The 17,472-nt window shown below is 64.6% G+C and carries 16 protein-coding genes and 1 other RNA gene; 11 read left to right on the top strand and 6 right to left on the bottom strand.

Features of this window, described 5'->3' with window-relative positions; translation table 11 throughout:
* The first annotated feature begins 211 nt into the window (after positions 1-211).
* Positions 212-547 carry a hypothetical protein gene (locus NLM33_RS19260; RefSeq protein ID WP_254097645.1) on the top strand — a complete coding sequence of 112 codons (336 nt, stop codon included), beginning with the start codon at positions 212-214 and terminating at the stop codon, positions 545-547.
* Positions 548-894: 347 nt separating this feature from the next.
* Complete coding sequence (locus tag NLM33_RS19255; protein ID WP_254097643.1) at positions 895-2,115, top strand: extensin family protein; 1,221 nt, start codon at positions 895-897, stop codon at positions 2,113-2,115.
* A gap of 28 nt (positions 2,116-2,143) precedes the next feature.
* Here the strand turns inward: NLM33_RS19255 and NLM33_RS19250 are convergent, their stop codons facing one another.
* From NLM33_RS19250 to NLM33_RS19240, 3 genes are all read right to left on the bottom strand, one after another.
* The gene (locus tag NLM33_RS19250) at positions 2,144-2,338 is read right to left on the bottom strand and encodes a hypothetical protein (RefSeq protein WP_254097641.1); all 195 of its coding nucleotides are present in this window, start codon (positions 2,336-2,338) and stop codon (positions 2,144-2,146) included.
* A gap of 710 nt (positions 2,339-3,048) precedes the next feature.
* Positions 3,049-3,399, bottom strand: a complete 351-nt coding sequence (locus tag NLM33_RS19245; RefSeq protein WP_254097639.1) for a DUF6665 family protein — start codon at positions 3,397-3,399, stop codon at positions 3,049-3,051.
* Positions 3,400-3,624: 225 nt separating this feature from the next.
* On the bottom strand, positions 3,625-4,260 hold the full coding sequence (locus tag NLM33_RS19240) for a TetR/AcrR family transcriptional regulator (protein ID WP_254097637.1): 636 nt from the start codon (positions 4,258-4,260) through the stop codon (positions 3,625-3,627).
* A 180-nt stretch (positions 4,261-4,440) separates the two neighbouring features.
* Here NLM33_RS19240 and NLM33_RS19235 point away from each other — a divergent pair, with 180 nt between their 5' ends.
* The 4 genes from NLM33_RS19235 (at position 4,441) to NLM33_RS19220 (ending at position 10,978) form a co-directional block, all read left to right on the top strand.
* The gene (locus NLM33_RS19235; protein ID WP_254097635.1) at positions 4,441-5,766 is read left to right on the top strand and encodes an HlyD family secretion protein; all 1,326 of its coding nucleotides are present in this window, start codon (positions 4,441-4,443) and stop codon (positions 5,764-5,766) included.
* 25 nt (positions 5,767-5,791) lie between these two features.
* On the top strand, positions 5,792-7,375 hold the full coding sequence (locus NLM33_RS19230; protein ID WP_254097633.1) for a DHA2 family efflux MFS transporter permease subunit: 1,584 nt from the start codon (positions 5,792-5,794) through the stop codon (positions 7,373-7,375).
* A 334-nt stretch (positions 7,376-7,709) separates the two neighbouring features.
* Positions 7,710-9,509, top strand: coding sequence for an ABC transporter ATP-binding protein (locus NLM33_RS19225; RefSeq protein ID WP_254097631.1), 1,800 nt, complete (start codon positions 7,710-7,712; stop codon positions 9,507-9,509).
* 62 nt (positions 9,510-9,571) lie between these two features.
* Positions 9,572-10,978, top strand: coding sequence for an MATE family efflux transporter (locus tag NLM33_RS19220; RefSeq protein ID WP_254097629.1), 1,407 nt, complete (start codon positions 9,572-9,574; stop codon positions 10,976-10,978).
* A 127-nt stretch (positions 10,979-11,105) separates the two neighbouring features.
* Here the strand turns inward: NLM33_RS19220 and NLM33_RS19215 are convergent, their stop codons facing one another.
* Together NLM33_RS19215 and NLM33_RS19210 are read right to left on the bottom strand one after the other, a co-directional pair.
* Positions 11,106-11,849, bottom strand: coding sequence for a sulfite exporter TauE/SafE family protein (locus tag NLM33_RS19215; protein WP_254097627.1), 744 nt, complete (start codon positions 11,847-11,849; stop codon positions 11,106-11,108).
* Between the two features lie 30 nt (positions 11,850-11,879).
* Entirely contained in the window at positions 11,880-13,256 is a 1,377-nt protein-coding gene (locus NLM33_RS19210) for a PLP-dependent aminotransferase family protein (RefSeq protein ID WP_254097625.1), read from the bottom strand.
* A gap of 75 nt (positions 13,257-13,331) precedes the next feature.
* On the opposite strand from NLM33_RS19210, the gene NLM33_RS19205 reads away from it, so the two are divergent.
* Together NLM33_RS19205 and NLM33_RS19200 are read left to right on the top strand one after the other, a co-directional pair.
* Entirely contained in the window at positions 13,332-13,772 is a 441-nt protein-coding gene (locus tag NLM33_RS19205) for a DUF983 domain-containing protein (protein ID WP_254097623.1), read from the top strand.
* A 75-nt stretch (positions 13,773-13,847) separates the two neighbouring features.
* Positions 13,848-14,564 carry an alpha/beta fold hydrolase gene (locus NLM33_RS19200; protein ID WP_254097621.1) on the top strand — a complete coding sequence of 239 codons (717 nt, stop codon included), beginning with the start codon at positions 13,848-13,850 and terminating at the stop codon, positions 14,562-14,564.
* Positions 14,565-14,728: 164 nt separating this feature from the next.
* Here the strand turns inward: NLM33_RS19200 and rnpB are convergent.
* Positions 14,729-15,156: RNase P RNA component class A (rnpB, locus tag NLM33_RS19195), an RNA gene on the bottom strand.
* A 149-nt stretch (positions 15,157-15,305) separates the two neighbouring features.
* Here rnpB and NLM33_RS19190 point away from each other — a divergent pair.
* The 3 genes from NLM33_RS19190 (at position 15,306) to NLM33_RS19180 (ending at position 17,349) form a co-directional block, all read left to right on the top strand.
* On the top strand, positions 15,306-15,656 hold the full coding sequence (locus NLM33_RS19190) for a YciI family protein (protein ID WP_254097619.1): 351 nt from the start codon (positions 15,306-15,308) through the stop codon (positions 15,654-15,656).
* 110 nt (positions 15,657-15,766) lie between these two features.
* Positions 15,767-16,117 carry a YciI family protein gene (locus NLM33_RS19185; protein ID WP_254097617.1) on the top strand — a complete coding sequence of 117 codons (351 nt, stop codon included), beginning with the start codon at positions 15,767-15,769 and terminating at the stop codon, positions 16,115-16,117.
* Complete coding sequence (locus NLM33_RS19180; protein ID WP_371929968.1) at positions 16,114-17,349, top strand: RNA polymerase sigma factor; 1,236 nt, start codon at positions 16,114-16,116, stop codon at positions 17,347-17,349. Before NLM33_RS19185 ends, NLM33_RS19180 begins: the two co-directional genes overlap by 4 nt.
* Positions 17,350-17,472 lie beyond the last annotated feature (123 nt).

The raw sequence follows: 17,472 nt of genomic DNA, 5'->3' as shown, positions 1-17,472 counted from the left end.
GGTCATGGACTGAGCGTGGTTCGACCCTACGTGCAGCCCGCCGCGGCTTCCGTGACTGATGTCACAAGTATCGGCGCCGTCGGGGTGAGCTGCATCACAGTTGGTGCGAAAGCGCGTTCCGCTCCTGTCCGATTTGTAATCGCCCTTTATCGAACCGCTCTCGCCCTTGCTGGCGACCGATCACTGAAGATCGATGCAAAGGAGAGCCAACATGTCCCGCCTCATCCTCGTCGCCGCGCTGCTCGCTGGCAGCGTCGTCGCGGCGCGTGCCGACACCGACATTTATCGCGACACGCTGAAGCGGCAGCGGGGTCCTGACGAGCTGCAGGTGGATAGTGCGTTCTGTGACGCGCAGTTCGGCAAGCCGCAGAACGGCACGGTGACCTCGCGCGAATACAAGCGCTGCATGCTGTCGCGCGGCTGGCGCTTTGGCCACACGATTCGCCAAAAGGACGACCGCTATCCCGACCCGGACAATCCCGGCATGATGTGCCGCGATTTCAAGATCGGCGGCGTCACGGGATCGGAGTGCTCGAACTATGATTGACCGAAGGACGGCCATGACGAGGCGTGCGAGATCGCGCGAGGCGCGCCCGCTACGCGTCGTCGATGTCTGAAAACTAGATCACGCCGAGCACGATGGCTCCGACAAAGGCCAGTGCGAGGTACGCAGTCACAACGCTCACGCTGCCGACGAACGTCATAAAGGAGTTCCCTCTGTTCGCGCGTCTTTGCGCGCAGCCAACAAGGTTAACAGCGAGTCTCCATCTGAAAAAGGCAGCCTTGCTGTCGCTGAGCTGGCGCGCCCGCTACTGCGGGCCGGCGAGCATGGTTAAAGAAACGTAAAATCAACGTGTTGAAGAGTCTTTAAGTAAATTCACCGAACCTGTGCACATGACGCGCGGAGTTCGTTTGTATCTCGTCGGCTCCATCGTCCTTGTTTCGCTTGCGGGTTGCGGACGCGGCTTCTTCCAAGCCGACCGCGAGCCGTGGCGGGCCGAGGCGGAAGCCGCTTGCCTGAAATCCGGCGCGGTCAAAGAGAGCGCCGAGATCGTCCGGATCGAGCCGATCTCCGGCCCCGGTGCCTGCGGCGCCGAATTTCCGCTGAAAGTGGCCGCCATCGGCGAAGCCTCCGGCAGCTTTGGCTTTGCCGATGAGGAGCTGCGCCCGCCGGGGAGCATCGGCAACCAGCCGCGCTGGCCTGGAACTCAGCCGAGCTATCCGCAAGGCCAGAGCTATCCGAACCAGGCCTATCCGAACGCATCGAGCTATCCGCAGCGCCAAAGCCAGCCGTCCGGATATGGTGGAGCCTCAGGCCCGATCTCGCTCAGCGCGCCCGGCGTCGCGCCGGCGCAGGAGGATGAGATCGACCTGCCGCCCGAGGGTACGGATGCGGCAGGCGCCGCGCGCTACATGAACGCGCCGAGCTATCCGGCGCGGCCGAATTACTCCTCGCAATCGCAGGCGCCGTATGCGCAGCGCCCCGAGCAGCAGCCCTTGCCGCGGCTTGGTCCTGCGCAGGGTAGTCCCGTCGGCGCCGTCGGCCCGGTCGCGGTGAAGCCGACCGCGACGTTGGCCTGTCCGATCGTCTCCGAGCTCGACCGCTGGTTCGCCGACACCGTGCAGCCGTCGGCGATGCGCTGGTTCGGCCAGCGCGTGGTCGAGATCAAGCAGATTTCCGCCTATTCCTGCCGCGGCATGAACGGCAATCCGCACGCCCATATCTCAGAGCATGCCTTCGGCAATGCGCTCGACATCGCCGCCTTCACGCTCGCCGATGGCCGCCGCATCTCGGTGAAGGACGGCTGGCGCGGCCTGCCGGAGGAGCAGGGTTTTCTGCGCGACGTGCAGTCCGGTGCCTGTGCGCATTTCACCACCGTGCTCGCACCGGGCTCCAACGTCTATCACTACGATCACATCCATGTTGACCTGATGCGCCGCGCCAGCCGCCGACTGATCTGCCAGCCGGCCGCCGTCTCCGGCGACGAGGTCGCCGCGCGCGCGCAGCAGCGCAATCCTTACGCCAATACGCGCGATCCCTACGTGACCGGCTCGCTCGGCCGCAAAGCCAAGCGCGAGAGAGTCAACGAGGAAGACGAGTTCGAGGACGAGTAGGGGGCACGTACGGCGGACGATGGTCCCGTCAGTTTGGCGCGCCGCGGCCGATTTCGTACTGCGGGTCTGCCCCACCGACACCGGCCGGATCAGTGTCGTCGGCGACATCGCAATTCGCTTGCGGAACTTCAGCACTCTCACGGGCGATCAGGAGCTGCTTGCGCATTTCAGCGAGGCGGGCGCGGCAATATTCGCGATAGAGCAGGTCGAATATGGCGGGCATGATCACCCCCGTCGTTGACGATCACTGGCTGAAGAAATTTCCATCACAAATTGACTGGTTGTCACCGACCCGTTGGATAGCTGGCCCGACATCGGCGTGTTCGCGGGCTGCGCCTATTCCAAAGCTCCAAGGAGCGGTCAGTTGATTTGTCGGTGCAAGGAGCAGAGCCAACGCCTCCAAACATAGCAGCATTCTGTTTCAGGATGACTTCGTCGGACAACTCAGGAGAGCATCGCGCGACTGGAAAATCCAACTCCTGCGCGAAATGACTCACCACCGACTGCATGTGCCAATGGATGCAATCTGACATGCGGCAAACGCATCGAGACCGGTATGCGGCACGTTGAAGCTCGCACCATGCGATGCGCGCGATCAACCAAGAGCGCATGAGGTGACGCTCGGCGTCCTCAGATTGAAAATGCAGTCTCGTCGTAGGGTGTTAGCCAATTCATATCTCTTTTGAGCCGACCGGCTTAAGCTTTCCGTAGAACCGCTCGGGAGGCAACGATGACACCCGATTGGCTGACCGTCCCAGCGACGATCGTCTGCATTTTCGCGCTGACCATTATCGTCTTGATTGCCGTCGGCGCCTGGTAGGCGGCGGAAGCGCGCGGCACATCGGCGTAACGAGAGGTCGAGGCTCGACCTTTTTCAAGCCCCGCGCCAGACGTGGTTCCCGCCCATCCGGAAAGGCCGGCGAGGTCGGTAACTCACCTTGTGGCTCGTATCGATGTTGCGGGGACCAGCCCCATGCAGCGCTGCACCTCGCCCGGCACGTTGTAGTCGCGCATGACAGGGCGGCTGTCGCGCATGCCGCATGCCTCCCGCTGCACCACGAACATCCAAAGCGCGTGGCCGGCCTCCATGACCAGGGCGTGTCGTGCCTGCCGCGTCGATGCCGGCGCATCCGAGGGCGGATGGGTGGCATCGAATTCGCGCAGCTTCGCCAGCGCTTGTTCCAGCGCTCGCCCCATCCGCCCGAACGCAGAGGCCTGCTCCTGGACGATCTCATAATTGAGAACGTCGACCGGCGTGCGGTGAAGGTGAAGATCGTGGGACATGGCTTATGTATAGCGTCGCGCGGGACGCGTGTGCAACGCGGCGCACTGCAATGACGAGCCTGGGTTACGCTGCGCACCATATTCTCGCTGTCATCGCCCGACCTTGATCGGGCGATCCAGTATTCCAGAGACAGCGCGAGGATACGGAGAGGCTGCGGCGTTCGCGGGGAACGACACTGTTGGGCTTGGCGAGCGCGTGACACGGCTACGCGCCGTGGCGCCCTCTCACTTCCCCCGGTACGCCGCCAGAAACATCCGCGTCGCGCTGTCAACCACCTCGGTCATGCGCTCTTCCGATGGGGCCGGCGCGGCCTGGAAGATGAAGGGCAGGAACAGCGAGGCCTTGCACAATTCCATGAACTGGGAGGCGGCGAGGTCGCAGTCGTCGATCGCAAGGTCGCCGGAGGCGACGTGGGCCTTCAGATAGTTGGCGAGCCGGTTGATGGTCTTGTCCAGCACGCGTCCATAGTAGCGGCGGCCGACATCCGGCATGCGCTCGGCGATCGCCATTACGGTGCGGATCGCCGATCCCCCGCCGGGCCGGCAGAGCAAATGGATATAGGCCTGGCCGAATTCCTTCAGCGTGGTCTCGGCATCGCGGGCGGGGTCGAAGTTGAAGACGACCTGGCCGTGCTGAAGTGCTTCCTCCTCGAGGATGGCTTCGAACAGCGCGCATTTGTCGGCGAAGTAGACGTAGAGCGTGCCCTTGGAAACCGCGGCCGCGCGCGCGATCTCGCCCATGCTGGCGCCGTCGAAGCCGAGGTCCATGAACACCCTGCGGGCGCCGTCGAGGATCTGGCGGCGCTTGGAGCTGTCCTCTTCGGAGACGATAGCGACAGTGTCGCGAACGGCTGCAACCATTGATTCAGGGTTCCCTAAGGTTTCTGGCGCCGGAAACCCAAAGAAAGGATTCCAGTCACTAGGGTCCGACCTGAATAATCTATATTGACCGAACCGTTCGGTCAATGGTATTTGTCGATTGGCGAAGACGAGGGGCCGCGTCGCGGTCCGTCCGATCGCGTGTTTTGTGGGGAGGCCTTTATGGCCGTATCGAGAGACCAGGCCGCGCGCGTCCTTCGCCAGGATTCCCTGGATCAAGCGCCAGCTCAGGGCGAAGCGGCGAGCGACAATGCGGCGGCACTGGCCGAGCAGTTGCGGACCGTGGCCGAAGAGAGCAAGCGCCGCGCGGACGAAACACCGGAGAAGCCGGCAATCGAGAAGCCTGCCCCGGCGACGCCGGCAACCGGCGCGCCTGCACCGGGCGCCGTCCCGCCGAAATCCGGCAAGCGCAAATTCGTCCTGATCGGCGTCGGCCTTCTGCTTGCGCTCGCGGCCGCGAGCTATGCCGGCTACTACACGCTGGTCGGCCGCTTCTACGTCTCGACCGATGACGCCTATGTGCGCGCCAACAACACCATGCTGGGCGCGCGCGTCGCCGGCCACATCTCCTCGATCCTGCCCGGCGACAACACGCTGGTGCATGCCGGCGACGTCGTCTTCCGCATCGATGACGGCGATTACAAGATCGCCGTCGAGGCCGCCGCGACCAAGATCGCGACCCAGCAGGCCACCATCGATCGCATCGGTCGCCAGGTTGCAGCGCTCGACAGCCAGGTCGTGCAGGCCAAGGCGCAGCTGGTCTCTGCCGAAGCCGGCCTCAAGCGCGCCGACCTCGACTATGAGCGCCAGCAGGCATTGAGCAGCAAGGGCTTTGCCTCGCGCGCCACGTTCGAAACCTCGGAAGCCGGACGCGACCAGGGCGCCGCCGCGGTCAAGGCCGCGCAGGCCGCTTACGACGTCGCAGTCAGCAATGTCGACGTCGCCAAGGCGCAGCAGGCCGAAGCGCAGGCACAGCTTGCGGAGTTGAAGACCTCGCTCGCGAAAGCCCAGCGCGACCTCGGCTTCACCGCGGTGCGCGCGCCGGTCGACGGCACCTTCTCCAATCGCCTCGTCAACACCGGCGACTTCGTCGCAGTCGGCCAGCGGCTCGGCAACATCGTGCCGCTCGACGAGGTCTATATCGACGCCAATTTCAAGGAAACCCAGCTCAAGCGCATCCGTCCCGGCCAGCCGGTGACGATCAAGGTCGATGCCTACGGCATGCGTAAATTCAGCGGCGTGGTTGACAGCATCGCTGCGGGTGCGGGCTCGGTGTTCACGCTGCTGCCGCCGGACAACGCCACCGGCAATTTCACCAAGATCGTGCAGCGCGTGCCGGTCCGGATTCGCGTGCCGAAGTCGGTCGCGCGCCAGAACCTGCTCCGCGCCGGCATGTCGGTCTACGCGACGGTGGACACCAACAAGGGCGCGGCCGACGCCGACAACGAAGTCGATCTCGACGATCCCACGATGATCCATCCGCAATAGGCCGGCGCGCTTACGAGGCCACACGATGGCGACCGCCACGACCGCTAGTCCCGCCATGATGGCGAACCCCGCTTCGGAGAGCATCGCGCCGAAGCGGCTGTTCGCCTTCATCATCATGGTGTTCGGGATGTTCATGTCGATCCTGGACATCCAGATCGTCTCGGCCTCGCTATCCGAGATCCAGGCGGGCCTGTCGGCGAGCCAGAGCGAAGTCTCCTGGGTCCAGACCGCCTATCTGATCGCGGAAGTGATCGCGATCCCGCTGTCGGGTTTCTTGTCGCGCGCGCTCGGCACGCGGCTGCTGTTTGCGATCTCGGCGGCCGGCTTCACGATATCGAGCCTGCTGTGCGGCTTCGCCTCCTCGATCGAGGAAATGATCCTCTGGCGCGCGCTTCAGGGATTCCTGGGCGCCGGCATGATCCCGACGGTGTTCGCCTCGGCCTACACGGTCTTTCCGCGCACGAAATTCCACATCGTGGGCCCCATCATTGGTCTCGTCGCGACGCTGGCGCCGACCGTGGGGCCGACCGTCGGCGGCTACATCACCGACCTGATGTCCTGGCACTGGCTGTTCTTCATCAACGTCGTGCCCGGCATCGGCATCACACTGGGTGTGCTGGCGCTGGTCGATTTCGACGAGCCGCATTTCGAGTTGCTCGACCGCTTCGACTGGTGGGGCCTGATCTTCATGGCCGGCTTCCTCGGCTCGCTGGAATATGTGCTCGAGGAAGGCCCGCAATATGAATGGCTGCAGGACACCTCAGTCGCGGTCTTCGCCTGGGTCTGCGCGATCTCGGCGATCGCCTTCTTCTGGCGCGTGTTCACCGCGGCCGAGCCGATCGTCAACCTGCGCACCTTCTCCAACCGCAATTTCGCAGTCGGCTGCGTGCTGCAGTTCTGCATCGGCATCGGGCTCTACGGCCTGACCTACATCTACCCGCGCTATCTCGCCGAAGTGCGCGGCTACAGCGCGCTGATGATCGGCGAGACCATGTTCGTCTCCGGCGCCACCATGTTCTTGGTCGCGCCGCTGGTCGGCCGTCTCATGCTGCGCTTCGACATGCGCTACATGATCGCGTTCGGGCTGATCGTGTTCGCGATCGGCTCCTACCAGATGACCTGGATCACCCGCGACTTCGATTTCTACGAGCTGCTGCTGCCGCAGATCCTGCGCGGCATCGGCATGATGTTCGCGATGGTGCCGACCAACAACATCGCGCTCGGCACGCTGCCGCCTGACCGGGTCAAGAACGCCTCCGGCCTGTTCAACCTGATGCGCAACCTCGGCGGCGCCGTCGGCCTCGCCGTGATCAACACCGTGCTCAACAACCGCACCGATCTGCACATCACGCGGCTTCAGGAGCGCGTGACCTGGGGCAACGCGACGGCGACCGAGACGCTCAACACCTTCATGCAGAAGTTCCAGGGCCTAGGCGACGCCACGCTGATGGCGATGAAGCAGCTCACCCAGATCGTGCACCGGCAGGCCGTCGTGATGGGCTATGGCGACGCCTTCTTCATGCTGACGCTGTTCTATCTCAGCCTGAGCCTGCTGGTGACGCTCCTGAACAAGCCGGCATCCCTCGCAGGCGGCGGCGACGCGCATTAAATTTGCAACACTCGCGCGACATCTTGCGCGAGCGGTGTTGCAAATCGCAACCGGCGCATCTATAAAGCGCTCCTCATTGCTCGAACCGGGAGGGATTTGCATGATTTCCACGCATTCGCAGATCGTACGCCCGCGCTCGATGTCTAAATTTTTCAAGCTCGGTGTGTGCTCGGTCCTTTAGAGACCGTTTTCGCCAGCTTCGACCGGGCCTGATTCCCCGGCCGCTCCAACTCCCAAGCGACAACCTGATCTAGCGACGCCATTTTCGGCCTTCGTGGCCGTCATGCGTCCATCGATGGAGCCGGACTGCGCCAGAGCGCAGCCGGATAACGCCATGACCGCACTGTCAAAAAAGCCCGCGGCGATACGCGTGGTGCTGCCCTTCGTGTTCCGCCACTGGCTGAAGCAGCCGGGGCGCGCGCTCGCGGTCGCCGGCGGCCTGTTGGGCGCGACCCTTGCCGACCTCTTCATGCCGGTGTTCTCGGGCCGCCTTGTCGACGCCCTGACGCACGGACCGGACGATCCCGCCGCGCGCCACGCGGCGCTGGTCGCGTTCGGCGCGATCGTGGCGCTGGGCTTTACCTCGATGGTGCTGCGGCTGGCCGGCTTGCAGGTGATCGTGCCGTTCACGCTGAAGCTGATGTCTGACATCGCGCAGGACGCCTTCATGCGCGTGCAGCGCTTCTCGACCGACTGGCACGCCAACTCGTTCGCCGGCTCGACGGTGCGCAAGATCACCCGCGGCATGTGGGCGCTCGACCTCTTGAACGACACCATCCTGCTGGCGCTGCTGCCTTCGCTCAGCGTGCTCGTCGGCTCGATGATCCTGCTCGGGGTGCACTGGGCCTCGCTCGGCGCGGTGATCGCGCTCGGCGCGCTGGTCTATGTGACGATGACCGCGCTGTTCTCCACGCGCTACATCGCGCCGGCTGCGCGCGTCTCGAATGCCTGGGACACCAAGGTCGGCGGTACGCTGGCGGATGCGCTGACCTGCAACGCGGTGGTGAAATCCTTCGGCGCGGAGGCGCGCGAGGATGCGCGGCTCGCGCGCGTCGTCAAGCGCTGGCGCGTGCGGGTACGGCGGACCTGGCTGCGCTACAACTACACGGCGCTGGGGCAGCTCTCGCTGCTGCTATGCCTGCGCGCGTCGGTGATCGGCGGCTCGGTGCTGCTGTGGATGGCGGGGCGCGCCTCGCCCGGCGACGTCACCTATGTGCTGACGAGCTACTACATCATCCACGCCTATCTGCGCGATGTCGGCATGCACATCAACAACCTGCAGCGCTCGGTCAACGACATGGAGGAGCTGGTTGCGATCCATGACGAGCCGATCGGCATTGCCGATGCGCCCGATGCGACGCCGATCCTGATCGAGGGCGGCCGGATCGTATTCGACGACGTGACCTTCCACTACGGTGGCCACCCCGCACCGCTGTATGACGGCCTGTCGATCGACATCCGCGCTGGCGAGCGCGTGGGACTTGTCGGTCGCTCCGGCTCCGGCAAGACGACCTTCGTCAAGCTGGTGCAGCGGCTCTACGACGTCTCCGATGGCCGCGTGCTGATCGACGGGCAGGATATTGCGAAAGCGACGCAGCAATCGCTGCGCAGCCAGATCGCGATCGTGCAGCAGGAGCCGATCCTGTTCCACCGCTCGCTTGCCGAGAACATCGCCTATGGCCGGCCGGGCGCCAGCCTGGAAGCGATCGAGCAGGCAGCGCGGCTGGCGAATGCGCACGACTTCATCCTGCGCCTGCCGAAGGGCTACGGCACGCTGGTCGGCGAGCGCGGCGTAAAGCTGTCGGGCGGCGAGCGGCAGCGCGTCGCGCTGGCGCGCGCGTTCCTCGCGGACGCGCCGGTGCTGATCCTGGACGAGGCGACCTCGAGCCTGGATTCGGAATCGGAGGCGTTGATCCAGCAGGCGATGGAGCGGCTGATGAAGGGCCGCACCTCGATCGTGATTGCGCATCGCCTGTCCACGGTGCGCAGCCTTGATCGCATCCTGGTGTTCGACCGCGGCGAGATCGTCGAGCAGGGCACGCATAAAGCGCTGACGGCACGGCCGGGTGGCCTCTATCGCGGCCTGTTCGAACGTCAGGTGATCGAGTTCGGACCGAATGCCGCAGTGGGATGAGGAAGTGGCGCGTGGCTGACGGACGCTTGTCCGAAAGCTACGCCGCCGGAAATGGAAATGACATGAAGGACCTGACACGCGGCTCCATCGTAAGCCACATCCTGACCATGGCGCCCCCGATCGTGGTCGGCATGATCACGATCATGATCTGCCAGCTGGTCGATCTCTATTTCGTCTCGGGACTGGGCGAGGCCGCCATTGCGGGCGTGGCCGCGGCCGGCAACGCCGGATTCCTCGTCAACGCGCTGATGCAGGTGCTCGGGGTCGGCACGATCGCGCTGATCGCGCATGCCGTGGGTCGCAAGGACCGGGATGACGCCAATCTGATCTTCAACCAGTCGGTCGCCCTGGCGCTGCTGTTCGGACTGCTGACGCTTGTCGCCGGGGCCGTGCTGGCGCGTCCCTATATGCGCGGGATTGCCGCCGACGCAGCCACGATCGAAGCGGGCACCACCTATCTCCTGTGGTTCATGCCGGCGCTGGCGCTGCAATTCGCCATCCAGGTGATGGCGTCCGCGCTGCGGGCCACCGGCATCGTGCGGCCCACCATGCTGGTGCAGGCGATCGCGGTGATCATCAACATCGTGCTGGCACCGGTGCTGATCACCGGCTGGGGTACCGGCCGTGCGTTCGGCGTTGCCGGTGCGGGTCTGGCAAGCACGATCGGCGTTGTCATCGGTGTCGTGATGCTGCTGGTGTATTTCCGCAGACTGGAGCGCTATGTCGGCTTTGATCCCTCGCAATGGCGTCCCCGGCTGCATCAGTGGAAGCGCATCCTCAATGTCGGGCTGCCCGCCGGCGGCGAGTTCGCGATGATCTTCGTCTACATGGCGGTGGTCTACTACGTGCTGCGCGATTTCGGCGCGGCGGCGCAGGCAGGCTTCGGCATCGGGACGCGGGTGCTGGGTCTGATCCAGATGCCGGCGCTCGCCGTCGCGCTCGCGGCCGGCCCGATCGCCGGCCAGAACTTCGGCGCCGGCAATAGCGGACGGGTGCGGGAGACTTTCCTGAAGGCGGCGCTGATCGGCACGCTTGTGATGATCGCGTTCATGATCCTGGCGCAGTGGAAACCGCAGCTCCTGCTCGCCGGCTTCTCCAGCGATCGGGAGACCATGGCGGTTGCCTCGCTGTTTCTCCAGATGATCTCCCTGAACCTTGTGGCGCAGGGCTTGATCTTCACCTGCTCGAGCATGTTCCAGGGCCTCGGCAATACCAAGCCGGTGCTGCTCAGCTCGGTGTCGCGCGTGCTTACCTATGCGTTGCCCGCCGTCTGGCTCTCGACGCGGCCCGGATTCCGGATCGAGCATGTGTGGTACGTGTCGATCGCGGCGACCACACTCCAGGCTGCTCTCAGCGTGTGGCTGCTGCGCCGTGAGTTCAGCAAACGTCTGGCGCCAGGGGAGGTCGCTGCAACACAAGTCGGACCTGAACCGGACGCACCGACTGCGCGCGCGGCGGCGGCGGAATAGGGTTCATGCGCTTGTCCCTTGCCCACGGCTCGTCGTGGCGCAATGGGGCGCGCGCTCGGTGTCATCGTCCTCTACGCGATGTGGCCTGCGAAAGCGCGATGACGATTCATGCCGATCTCATCGCGCTTCAGTGCGCGCCAAAACTGTTCCAGACGAGGCCGAGACCAGACAGGAACAACAGGCCGAGCACGACGTCGCCAAAATGCTTATCGCTCAGCGCGTGATAGACGCGTGCGCCGCACCAGGCGCCGACCAGCGTACCCGGAAACGCAATCAGCGCGAGCCAGATCACCTGCGTCGCGACCAGGCCTGACGCCGTCTGCAACACCAGCGCGGCTGCCAGCACCGTGAAATTGAAGAGCTGGAAGATGCCGCGCCGCTCATGCTTGTTCCAGCCGCGGATGTTGGCCCACAGGATCGGCAGCGGCCCCGACAATCCGGCAAGGCCGCCCAAAATGCCGCCGGCGAAACCGATCGCGCCATCGGCGATCCTGCCGCCGGACTTGAAGGCGAGCGGCCGCTTGTTGAGGTAGAGCGCGGTCGGAAAGATCAGCAGCAGCACGCCGATGCTGAGCTTGAACACTTTTGGGTCGGCCTGGGCCACCATCATCGTCCCCAGCGGTACGCCGGCGAGTCCTCCGATCAGGAACGGCCAGACCAGCGAGAGATCGAAGCTCTTCCACATTGAGGGCAGCGTCGAGGCTTGCGCGATCACCGAGCAGATCAGCACCAGCGGCACGGCGAGCGACGGCGGCAGCACATAGAGCCAGATGCCGAGCGCCATCAGCGCCGTACCGAAACCGGCCAGCCCGGAGACGAAGCCGCCGGCCAATGCGCCGAAAAGCAACAGAGCGTAGTTGAGCGTATCCACACCAATGTCCTTGTTGTCGTCGGCGGTGTACTAGACGATCTGTCGTGCGTCGACCGGTCTGTGCAGCGCACTGAGGAGAATCTGCAACGCCTGGCCGAGCTCGGCGCGATTGCGCGCCGCGCCAAGCGATAGTCGCGCCGCATGCGGCGGATGATCGCCGACCACGAAGGCGTCACTGGCGATGACCGCAAGCCCGTTGCGCAGCAGTTGCGCTGATATCTCCGTCCGGCTCCGCCCCTCCGGCAGACGCAGCCAGAGATGATGCGCGGCAGGTTTGGCCAGGAACTGAAAACCCTTCAGTGCGCGCTGCGCGAGCTGCTGGCGGCCGATCGCCTCGTTGCGGATCGCGGTGATGATGCGATCGGCGACGCCGGTCTCGAGCCAATGGGTGACGAGCGCGACCATCAGCGGCGCGGGCATCTGCACGGCCGCCTGAAGATAGCTGCGCATCTGTTGCTGCGCGGCGGCGTCGGGCGTCACCAGATAGGCCACGCGTAGCGCGGGCGCGATGCATTTGGACAGTGTGGTCGCCAGATAAGCCCGCTCCGGAATGAGATTGGCGATCGGCGACGCCGAACCGTCCAGCAGGCCATAGGCGTCGTCCTCGATCAGCGTCGTGTCGGCGTCGCGGATGATTTTTGCGATTGCGCTCCGCCTCTCCGCCGACAACGTCGCCGTCGTCGGATTGTGCAGCGTCGGAATAAGATAGACCGCCTTCGGTTTGTGCTCGCGGCACGCCTTGGCCAGTGCGTCAGGAAGGATGCCGCCTTCATCCATCGCAACGCCAATAAGCTCGATGCCGAGCCGTGCGGCGACCGCCTTGATGCCGGGGAAGGTGAGGGCTTCCGTCAACACGACATCGCCAGGTCCGGCGAGATAGGCGACGAGGTTGAACAGAATTGTCTGCGTGCCGGGAAAGATCACGAGCCGGTCGGGGCGGACGTGGGGAACGCGCGCGCGCATCCACTTGGCCGCCACATCGAGCTCATGCGCGCTGCCGCCGGGCGGCTGATAGTTCAGATAGGCGGTCAGGCCGGATTGCTGGCGGATCGCCTCGAGCCCGGCAAGGATGCGTTCATCGAGCTGCGCCTCCAGCGGATGCGGCGGAACGTTCATCGACAGATCGATCGTGACCGGGTGGGGCAGGTCGACCGTTCGTCGCGCGCTGGTCTCCGAGACGAACGAGCCCTGTCCGACCCGTGCTTCCAAGATCCCGCGCCGCCGCGCCTCGGTATAGGCGCGCGTCACCGTCGTGAGATCGATGCCAAGCGCTTTTGCCAGTGCGCGCTGCGTCGGCAATTGTTGGCCGCGCACCAGCCTTCCTGCGGCGATGTCGGCCTCCATGGCGTCGACGATGCGCTGATAGCGCGGGCCGCTGAGCTCCGCGATTGTAGGGACCCAATCCATGCAAGTCTGATCTTTTTCTTTGAATGTATGGATGCAAGATATTATTGTATGGATCGAAAAGAAAGAGGTGTTCTCATGGTGACGGGTTCAGTCTCTCTGGCGAAGGCGATGTGGCGGGGCTCTTGCGGCAGGTGTCCGCATTGCGGCGAGGGCCATGTGTTCAAGCGCTTCCTGAAAGTCGCCGACAGCTGTGACGTCTGCGGCGAGGAGCTCTTTCACCACCGCGCCGACGATCTTCCCGCCTATCTCGTGATCGTCGTGGTCGGCCATCTCGTGGTGCCGGCGATCCTCGCGATCGAGACGGCTTATGCACCGCCGGTCTGGCTGCAATTGGCCGTGTGGCTGCCGGTGACGCTGTTCGCTTCGCTCGCTTTGTTGCAGCCGACCAAGGGCGCCATCGTGGGACTGCAATGGCAGGTCGGCATGCACGGCTTTGAGGAGGCCAAGCGACGGCGCGAAGCCAGCCAGTTCGCACCGGTGCTCGTCAAGGCCAAACCCGCAGCGCGCGCTGCCTGAGCGCGTCGCGACGTTTACATCGCGCGGTCGGCCGCTACACTCCATCGCACCGAACAAGAAACGATGGAAACGCCGATGACCGCACGCGCGCCCAAAACCTTCCTGCTCTGTCATGGCGCCTGGTCCGGCGGGTGGGCCTGGAAGAAAATGCATCCGCTGATGGCGCAGGCGGGCCATCGTCTGGTGGCGCCGACCTACACCGGCCTCGGCGAGCGGTCGCATCTTGCAAATCCCTCGATCGACCTGGAGACGCATATCCAGGACATCCTCAACGTCATCAGGTTCGAGGACCTCAGCGACATCGTGCTGCTCGGCCACAGCTATGGCGGCATGGTCGCAACCGGCGTTGCCGATCGCGCCCGCGACCGCATCACGCAACTGATCTATCTCGACGCCTTCGTGCCGCGCGATGGCCAGTCGCTGTTCGATCTGAATGAGCAGGGGCGCGAGCCGATGCGAAAAGCCGCCGCCGCAGGCGACGGCTACCGCATCCCGCCCAATCCGCCGCCGCCGGATACGCCGCAAGCCGATCTCGACTGGCTCAACGCGGGCCGTGTCAACATGCCGGTCAAATGCTTCGAGACGAAGCTGAAGCTTGGACATGGCGAGCCGTCGATGCCGCGCAGCTACATCTACTGCACGCGCATTCCGCCAGGGAACGTGTTCGGGCAGTTTGCCAGGCGCACGAAGAGCGAGGCCGGCTGGCGCTATTTCGAGCTCGATGCCAGCCACGCGCCGAACGTCACGGCGCCGGAGGCGCTGATGGCGGTGCTCGAGAAGATCGTGGCGTAGCCCACGATCGTCATTCCGGGGCTCGCGAAGCGAGAGCCCCGGAATGACAGCGTCATGAAATGGTGAGGGGCCCGATGCGGTCAGCATCGAACCCCTCGTTGCTTCCTTAGTAAGACGCTTTTTCTTCGCGAACCGGAAAACCACTTCGCTCGAAAACGCTTTAGAGCATCAGCCGGCCTGTAAGCCGGGTTCTGTAGGGCACCGCCTGCTTGCGCAGGCGATACGTGACGGCCATTCCTCTGGGACAATGTTTGCACATTGCCTCGAGCAACCTACCCGGACGGCGGGCCTGACATCGCCCCGCGGCGTTATCGCTTGCGCGAACAGCCCGCTTAAGCCGTCCCTATTCGGTTTTGCTCCCGGTGGGGTTTGCCATGCCGGCTCCGTTGCCGGAACCGCGGTGCGCTCTTACCGCACCTTTTCACCCTTGCCCCACCAGGCCCGAAGGCGAAGCGAGGCGGTTCGTTCTCTGTGGCACTTTCCCTGGGGTCGCCCCCGCCGGACGTTATCCGGCACCGCATGTCAAGGGAGCCCGGACTTTCCTCCCCGGCGGCCTTTCGACACTTGCCGGAGCGGCCGTCCGGCCGACTGACGGTGTACGCAATGGGCATTTATGACGGTTTCGTCAAGGCGATATCGCCGCGCACGCGGCGACGAAAATAATTTATCCTGAAGATGTCGTTGGCCGTGAGCCCCGTTCGACCGGATGTCGGCGATCCAGCCGAACAACAGGAGTGAGCGATGCAGTATCTGCTGCTGATCTACCGGAACGAAGCTCAACAGAGCAGGATGGACCCTGCGGACTACCAGAAGCTGTTGGCGGAGTACGGTGCGTATACCCAGTCCATCGTTCAGAGCGGCAATTTCAAGGCCGGCGACGGGCTGCAGCCGACCACGACGGCGACCACCGTTCGCGTTCGCGAGGGCAAGATCCTAACGACCGATGGTCCGTTCGCGGAGACCCGCGAGCAACTCGGCGGCTACTATCTCGTCGACGCCAAGGATCTCGACGCCGCAATCGCAATGGCTGCGCGGATTCCCGGAGCCAGGGACGGGTCGATCGAAGTCAGACCCGTCATGATCTACAAGTGATCCCGGCCATCGACATCGACGGCGTGCAAAAAAAGATCCCGAAGATGTCGTTTGGTGCTGGCCCCGTTCGACTGGATGTAGGCGATCAAGCCGAGCAACAGGAGTGAGCAATGCAGTATTTGCTGCTGATTTATCGGAACGAAGCTGAACTGACCAAGATGACGCCCGAGGACCGGCAGAAGATGTCGGCTGAGTATGGCGTCTACACGCAGTCCATCATCCAGAGCGGCCATTTCAAGGCCGGCGACGGGCTGCAGCCGACCACGACGGCGACCACCGTGCGCGTTCGCGACGGCAAGACCCTGACCACCGATGGTCCGTTCGCTGAGACGCGCGAGCAACTCGGTGGCTACTATCTGGTCGAAGCCAAGGATCTCGACGCCGCCGTTGCACTGGCTGCGCGGATTCCCGGAGCCCGGGATGGGTCGATCGAAGTCAGGCCGGTCATGATCTACAAGTGATCTCGTCCACCGACATCGACAAGATCTTCCGCGACGAGGCGGGGCGGGCGCTGGCCACGCTGATCCGCCTCGTTGGCGATTTCGATCTCGCCGAGGACGCGCTCCAGGATGCCTTTGCGGTCGCGCTGGAGCGCTGGTCTTCGCACGATGTCCCCGATAATCCGCGCGCCTGGCTCGTCAATGTCGGGCGCAACAAGGCGATCGACCGCGTTCGCCGCCAGGTCGCATTTCGCGGCAAGCAGCAACAGCTCGTCCATGAGCTCGAACTCAACGCGCAGGTCTCCGACGAGCCGGGCGCCATTCTCGACGACGACGTGCTGCGGCTGATCTTCACCTGCTGCCATCCCGCGTTTGCGCCGGAAGTGCAAGTCGCGCTGACGCTGCGCACGGTGTGCGGGCTCACCACGGCGCAGGTCGCGCGCGCCTTTCTCGTCAGCGAGGAGGCGATGGGGCAACGTCTCGTTCGTGCCAAGCAGAAGATCAGGCTCGCCGGCATTCCCTACGAGGTGCCCGAGCGCGACGCGCTGGAGCTGCGCCTCAACGGCGTGCTCGCCGTGATCTACCTCGTCTTCACCGAAGGCTATGTCGCGACGTCAGGTGCAGACCTGATGCGGCCTGATCTTGCGGTCGAGGCGATCCGGCTCGGCCGATTGCTCGACCGCCTGATGCCTGATCGTGCCGGCATCAAGGGCCTGCTGTCCCTGATGCTGCTGCACGATGCGCGCCGCGCCGGACGCGAGACGTCGGCCGGCGACATCGTGCTGCTGGAAGAGCAGGACCGTACGCTGTGGGATCGTGTGCAGATCGAGGAAGGCTTGCACCTGATCGACGATGCGCTGTCCGTGCCCGGCCGACCGCAGCCCTACGCCGTGCAGGCGGCGATTGCCGCGCTCCATGCGCGGGCGCCGAGCTATGAGGAGACTGACTGGCCGCAGATCGCCGGGCTCTACGAAGTGCTGCTACGGATCAACCCGTCGCCGGTGATCGAGCTCAACCATGCTGCGGCCGTGTCCATGGTCGACGGCCCCGCACGCGCGCTCGATCTCGTCGACGCGATCGCAGCGCGCGGCGGGCTCGACGGCTATGAACTGCTGCCCGCGGTGCGCGCCGATTTGCTGCGACGGCTCGGCCGGAAGGAGGAGGCGCGCGAGGCGTATGCCGCGGCGACGGCGGCGACGCAGCTCGAGCCGCTGCGGAGGCTGTATGCGCGACGGGTGAAGGAAATGAGATAGTCAGTCCCTCATCCTGAGGAGCGCGGAACGCGCGTCTCGAAGGATGAAGGCCCGGCCGGTGGCCTCGCCGTTCGCGACGCGCGCGAAGAGCGCGCTCCTCAGGGTGAGGGTCTACTGCGTCGC

The organism is Bradyrhizobium sp. CCGUVB1N3 (assembly GCF_024199925.1).
In the GTDB taxonomy this organism is placed as follows: Bacteria; Pseudomonadota; Alphaproteobacteria; order Rhizobiales; family Xanthobacteraceae; genus Bradyrhizobium.
Note: the sequence above shows the minus strand (reverse complement) of the source record. Positions and strands in the feature narration are given on the sequence as shown.

Bases quoted from the DNA above. Each gene is read 5' to 3' on its own strand.
- NLM33_RS19205 (WP_254097623.1), top strand. From the start codon at position 13,332: ATGGTGACGGGTTCAGTCTCTCTGGCGAAGGCGATGTGGCGGGGCTCT.
- NLM33_RS19245 (WP_254097639.1), bottom strand. From the start codon at position 3,399: ATGTCCCACGATCTTCACCTTCACCGCACGCCGGTCGACGTTCTCAAT.
- NLM33_RS19255 (WP_254097643.1), top strand. From the start codon at position 895: ATGACGCGCGGAGTTCGTTTGTATCTCGTCGGCTCCATCGTCCTTGTT.
- NLM33_RS19235 (WP_254097635.1), top strand. From the start codon at position 4,441: ATGGCCGTATCGAGAGACCAGGCCGCGCGCGTCCTTCGCCAGGATTCC.
- NLM33_RS19185 (WP_254097617.1), top strand. From the start codon at position 15,767: ATGCAGTATTTGCTGCTGATTTATCGGAACGAAGCTGAACTGACCAAG.
- NLM33_RS19220 (WP_254097629.1), top strand. From the start codon at position 9,572: ATGAAGGACCTGACACGCGGCTCCATCGTAAGCCACATCCTGACCATG.
- NLM33_RS19240 (WP_254097637.1), bottom strand. From the start codon at position 4,260: ATGGTTGCAGCCGTTCGCGACACTGTCGCTATCGTCTCCGAAGAGGAC.
- NLM33_RS19230 (WP_254097633.1), top strand. From the start codon at position 5,792: ATGGCGACCGCCACGACCGCTAGTCCCGCCATGATGGCGAACCCCGCT.
- NLM33_RS19190 (WP_254097619.1), top strand. From the start codon at position 15,306: ATGCAGTATCTGCTGCTGATCTACCGGAACGAAGCTCAACAGAGCAGG.
- NLM33_RS19200 (WP_254097621.1), top strand. From the start codon at position 13,848: ATGACCGCACGCGCGCCCAAAACCTTCCTGCTCTGTCATGGCGCCTGG.
- NLM33_RS19225 (WP_254097631.1), top strand. From the start codon at position 7,710: ATGACCGCACTGTCAAAAAAGCCCGCGGCGATACGCGTGGTGCTGCCC.
- NLM33_RS19260 (WP_254097645.1), top strand. From the start codon at position 212: ATGTCCCGCCTCATCCTCGTCGCCGCGCTGCTCGCTGGCAGCGTCGTC.
- NLM33_RS19250 (WP_254097641.1), bottom strand. From the start codon at position 2,338: ATGCCCGCCATATTCGACCTGCTCTATCGCGAATATTGCCGCGCCCGC.
- NLM33_RS19210 (WP_254097625.1), bottom strand. From the start codon at position 13,256: ATGGATTGGGTCCCTACAATCGCGGAGCTCAGCGGCCCGCGCTATCAG.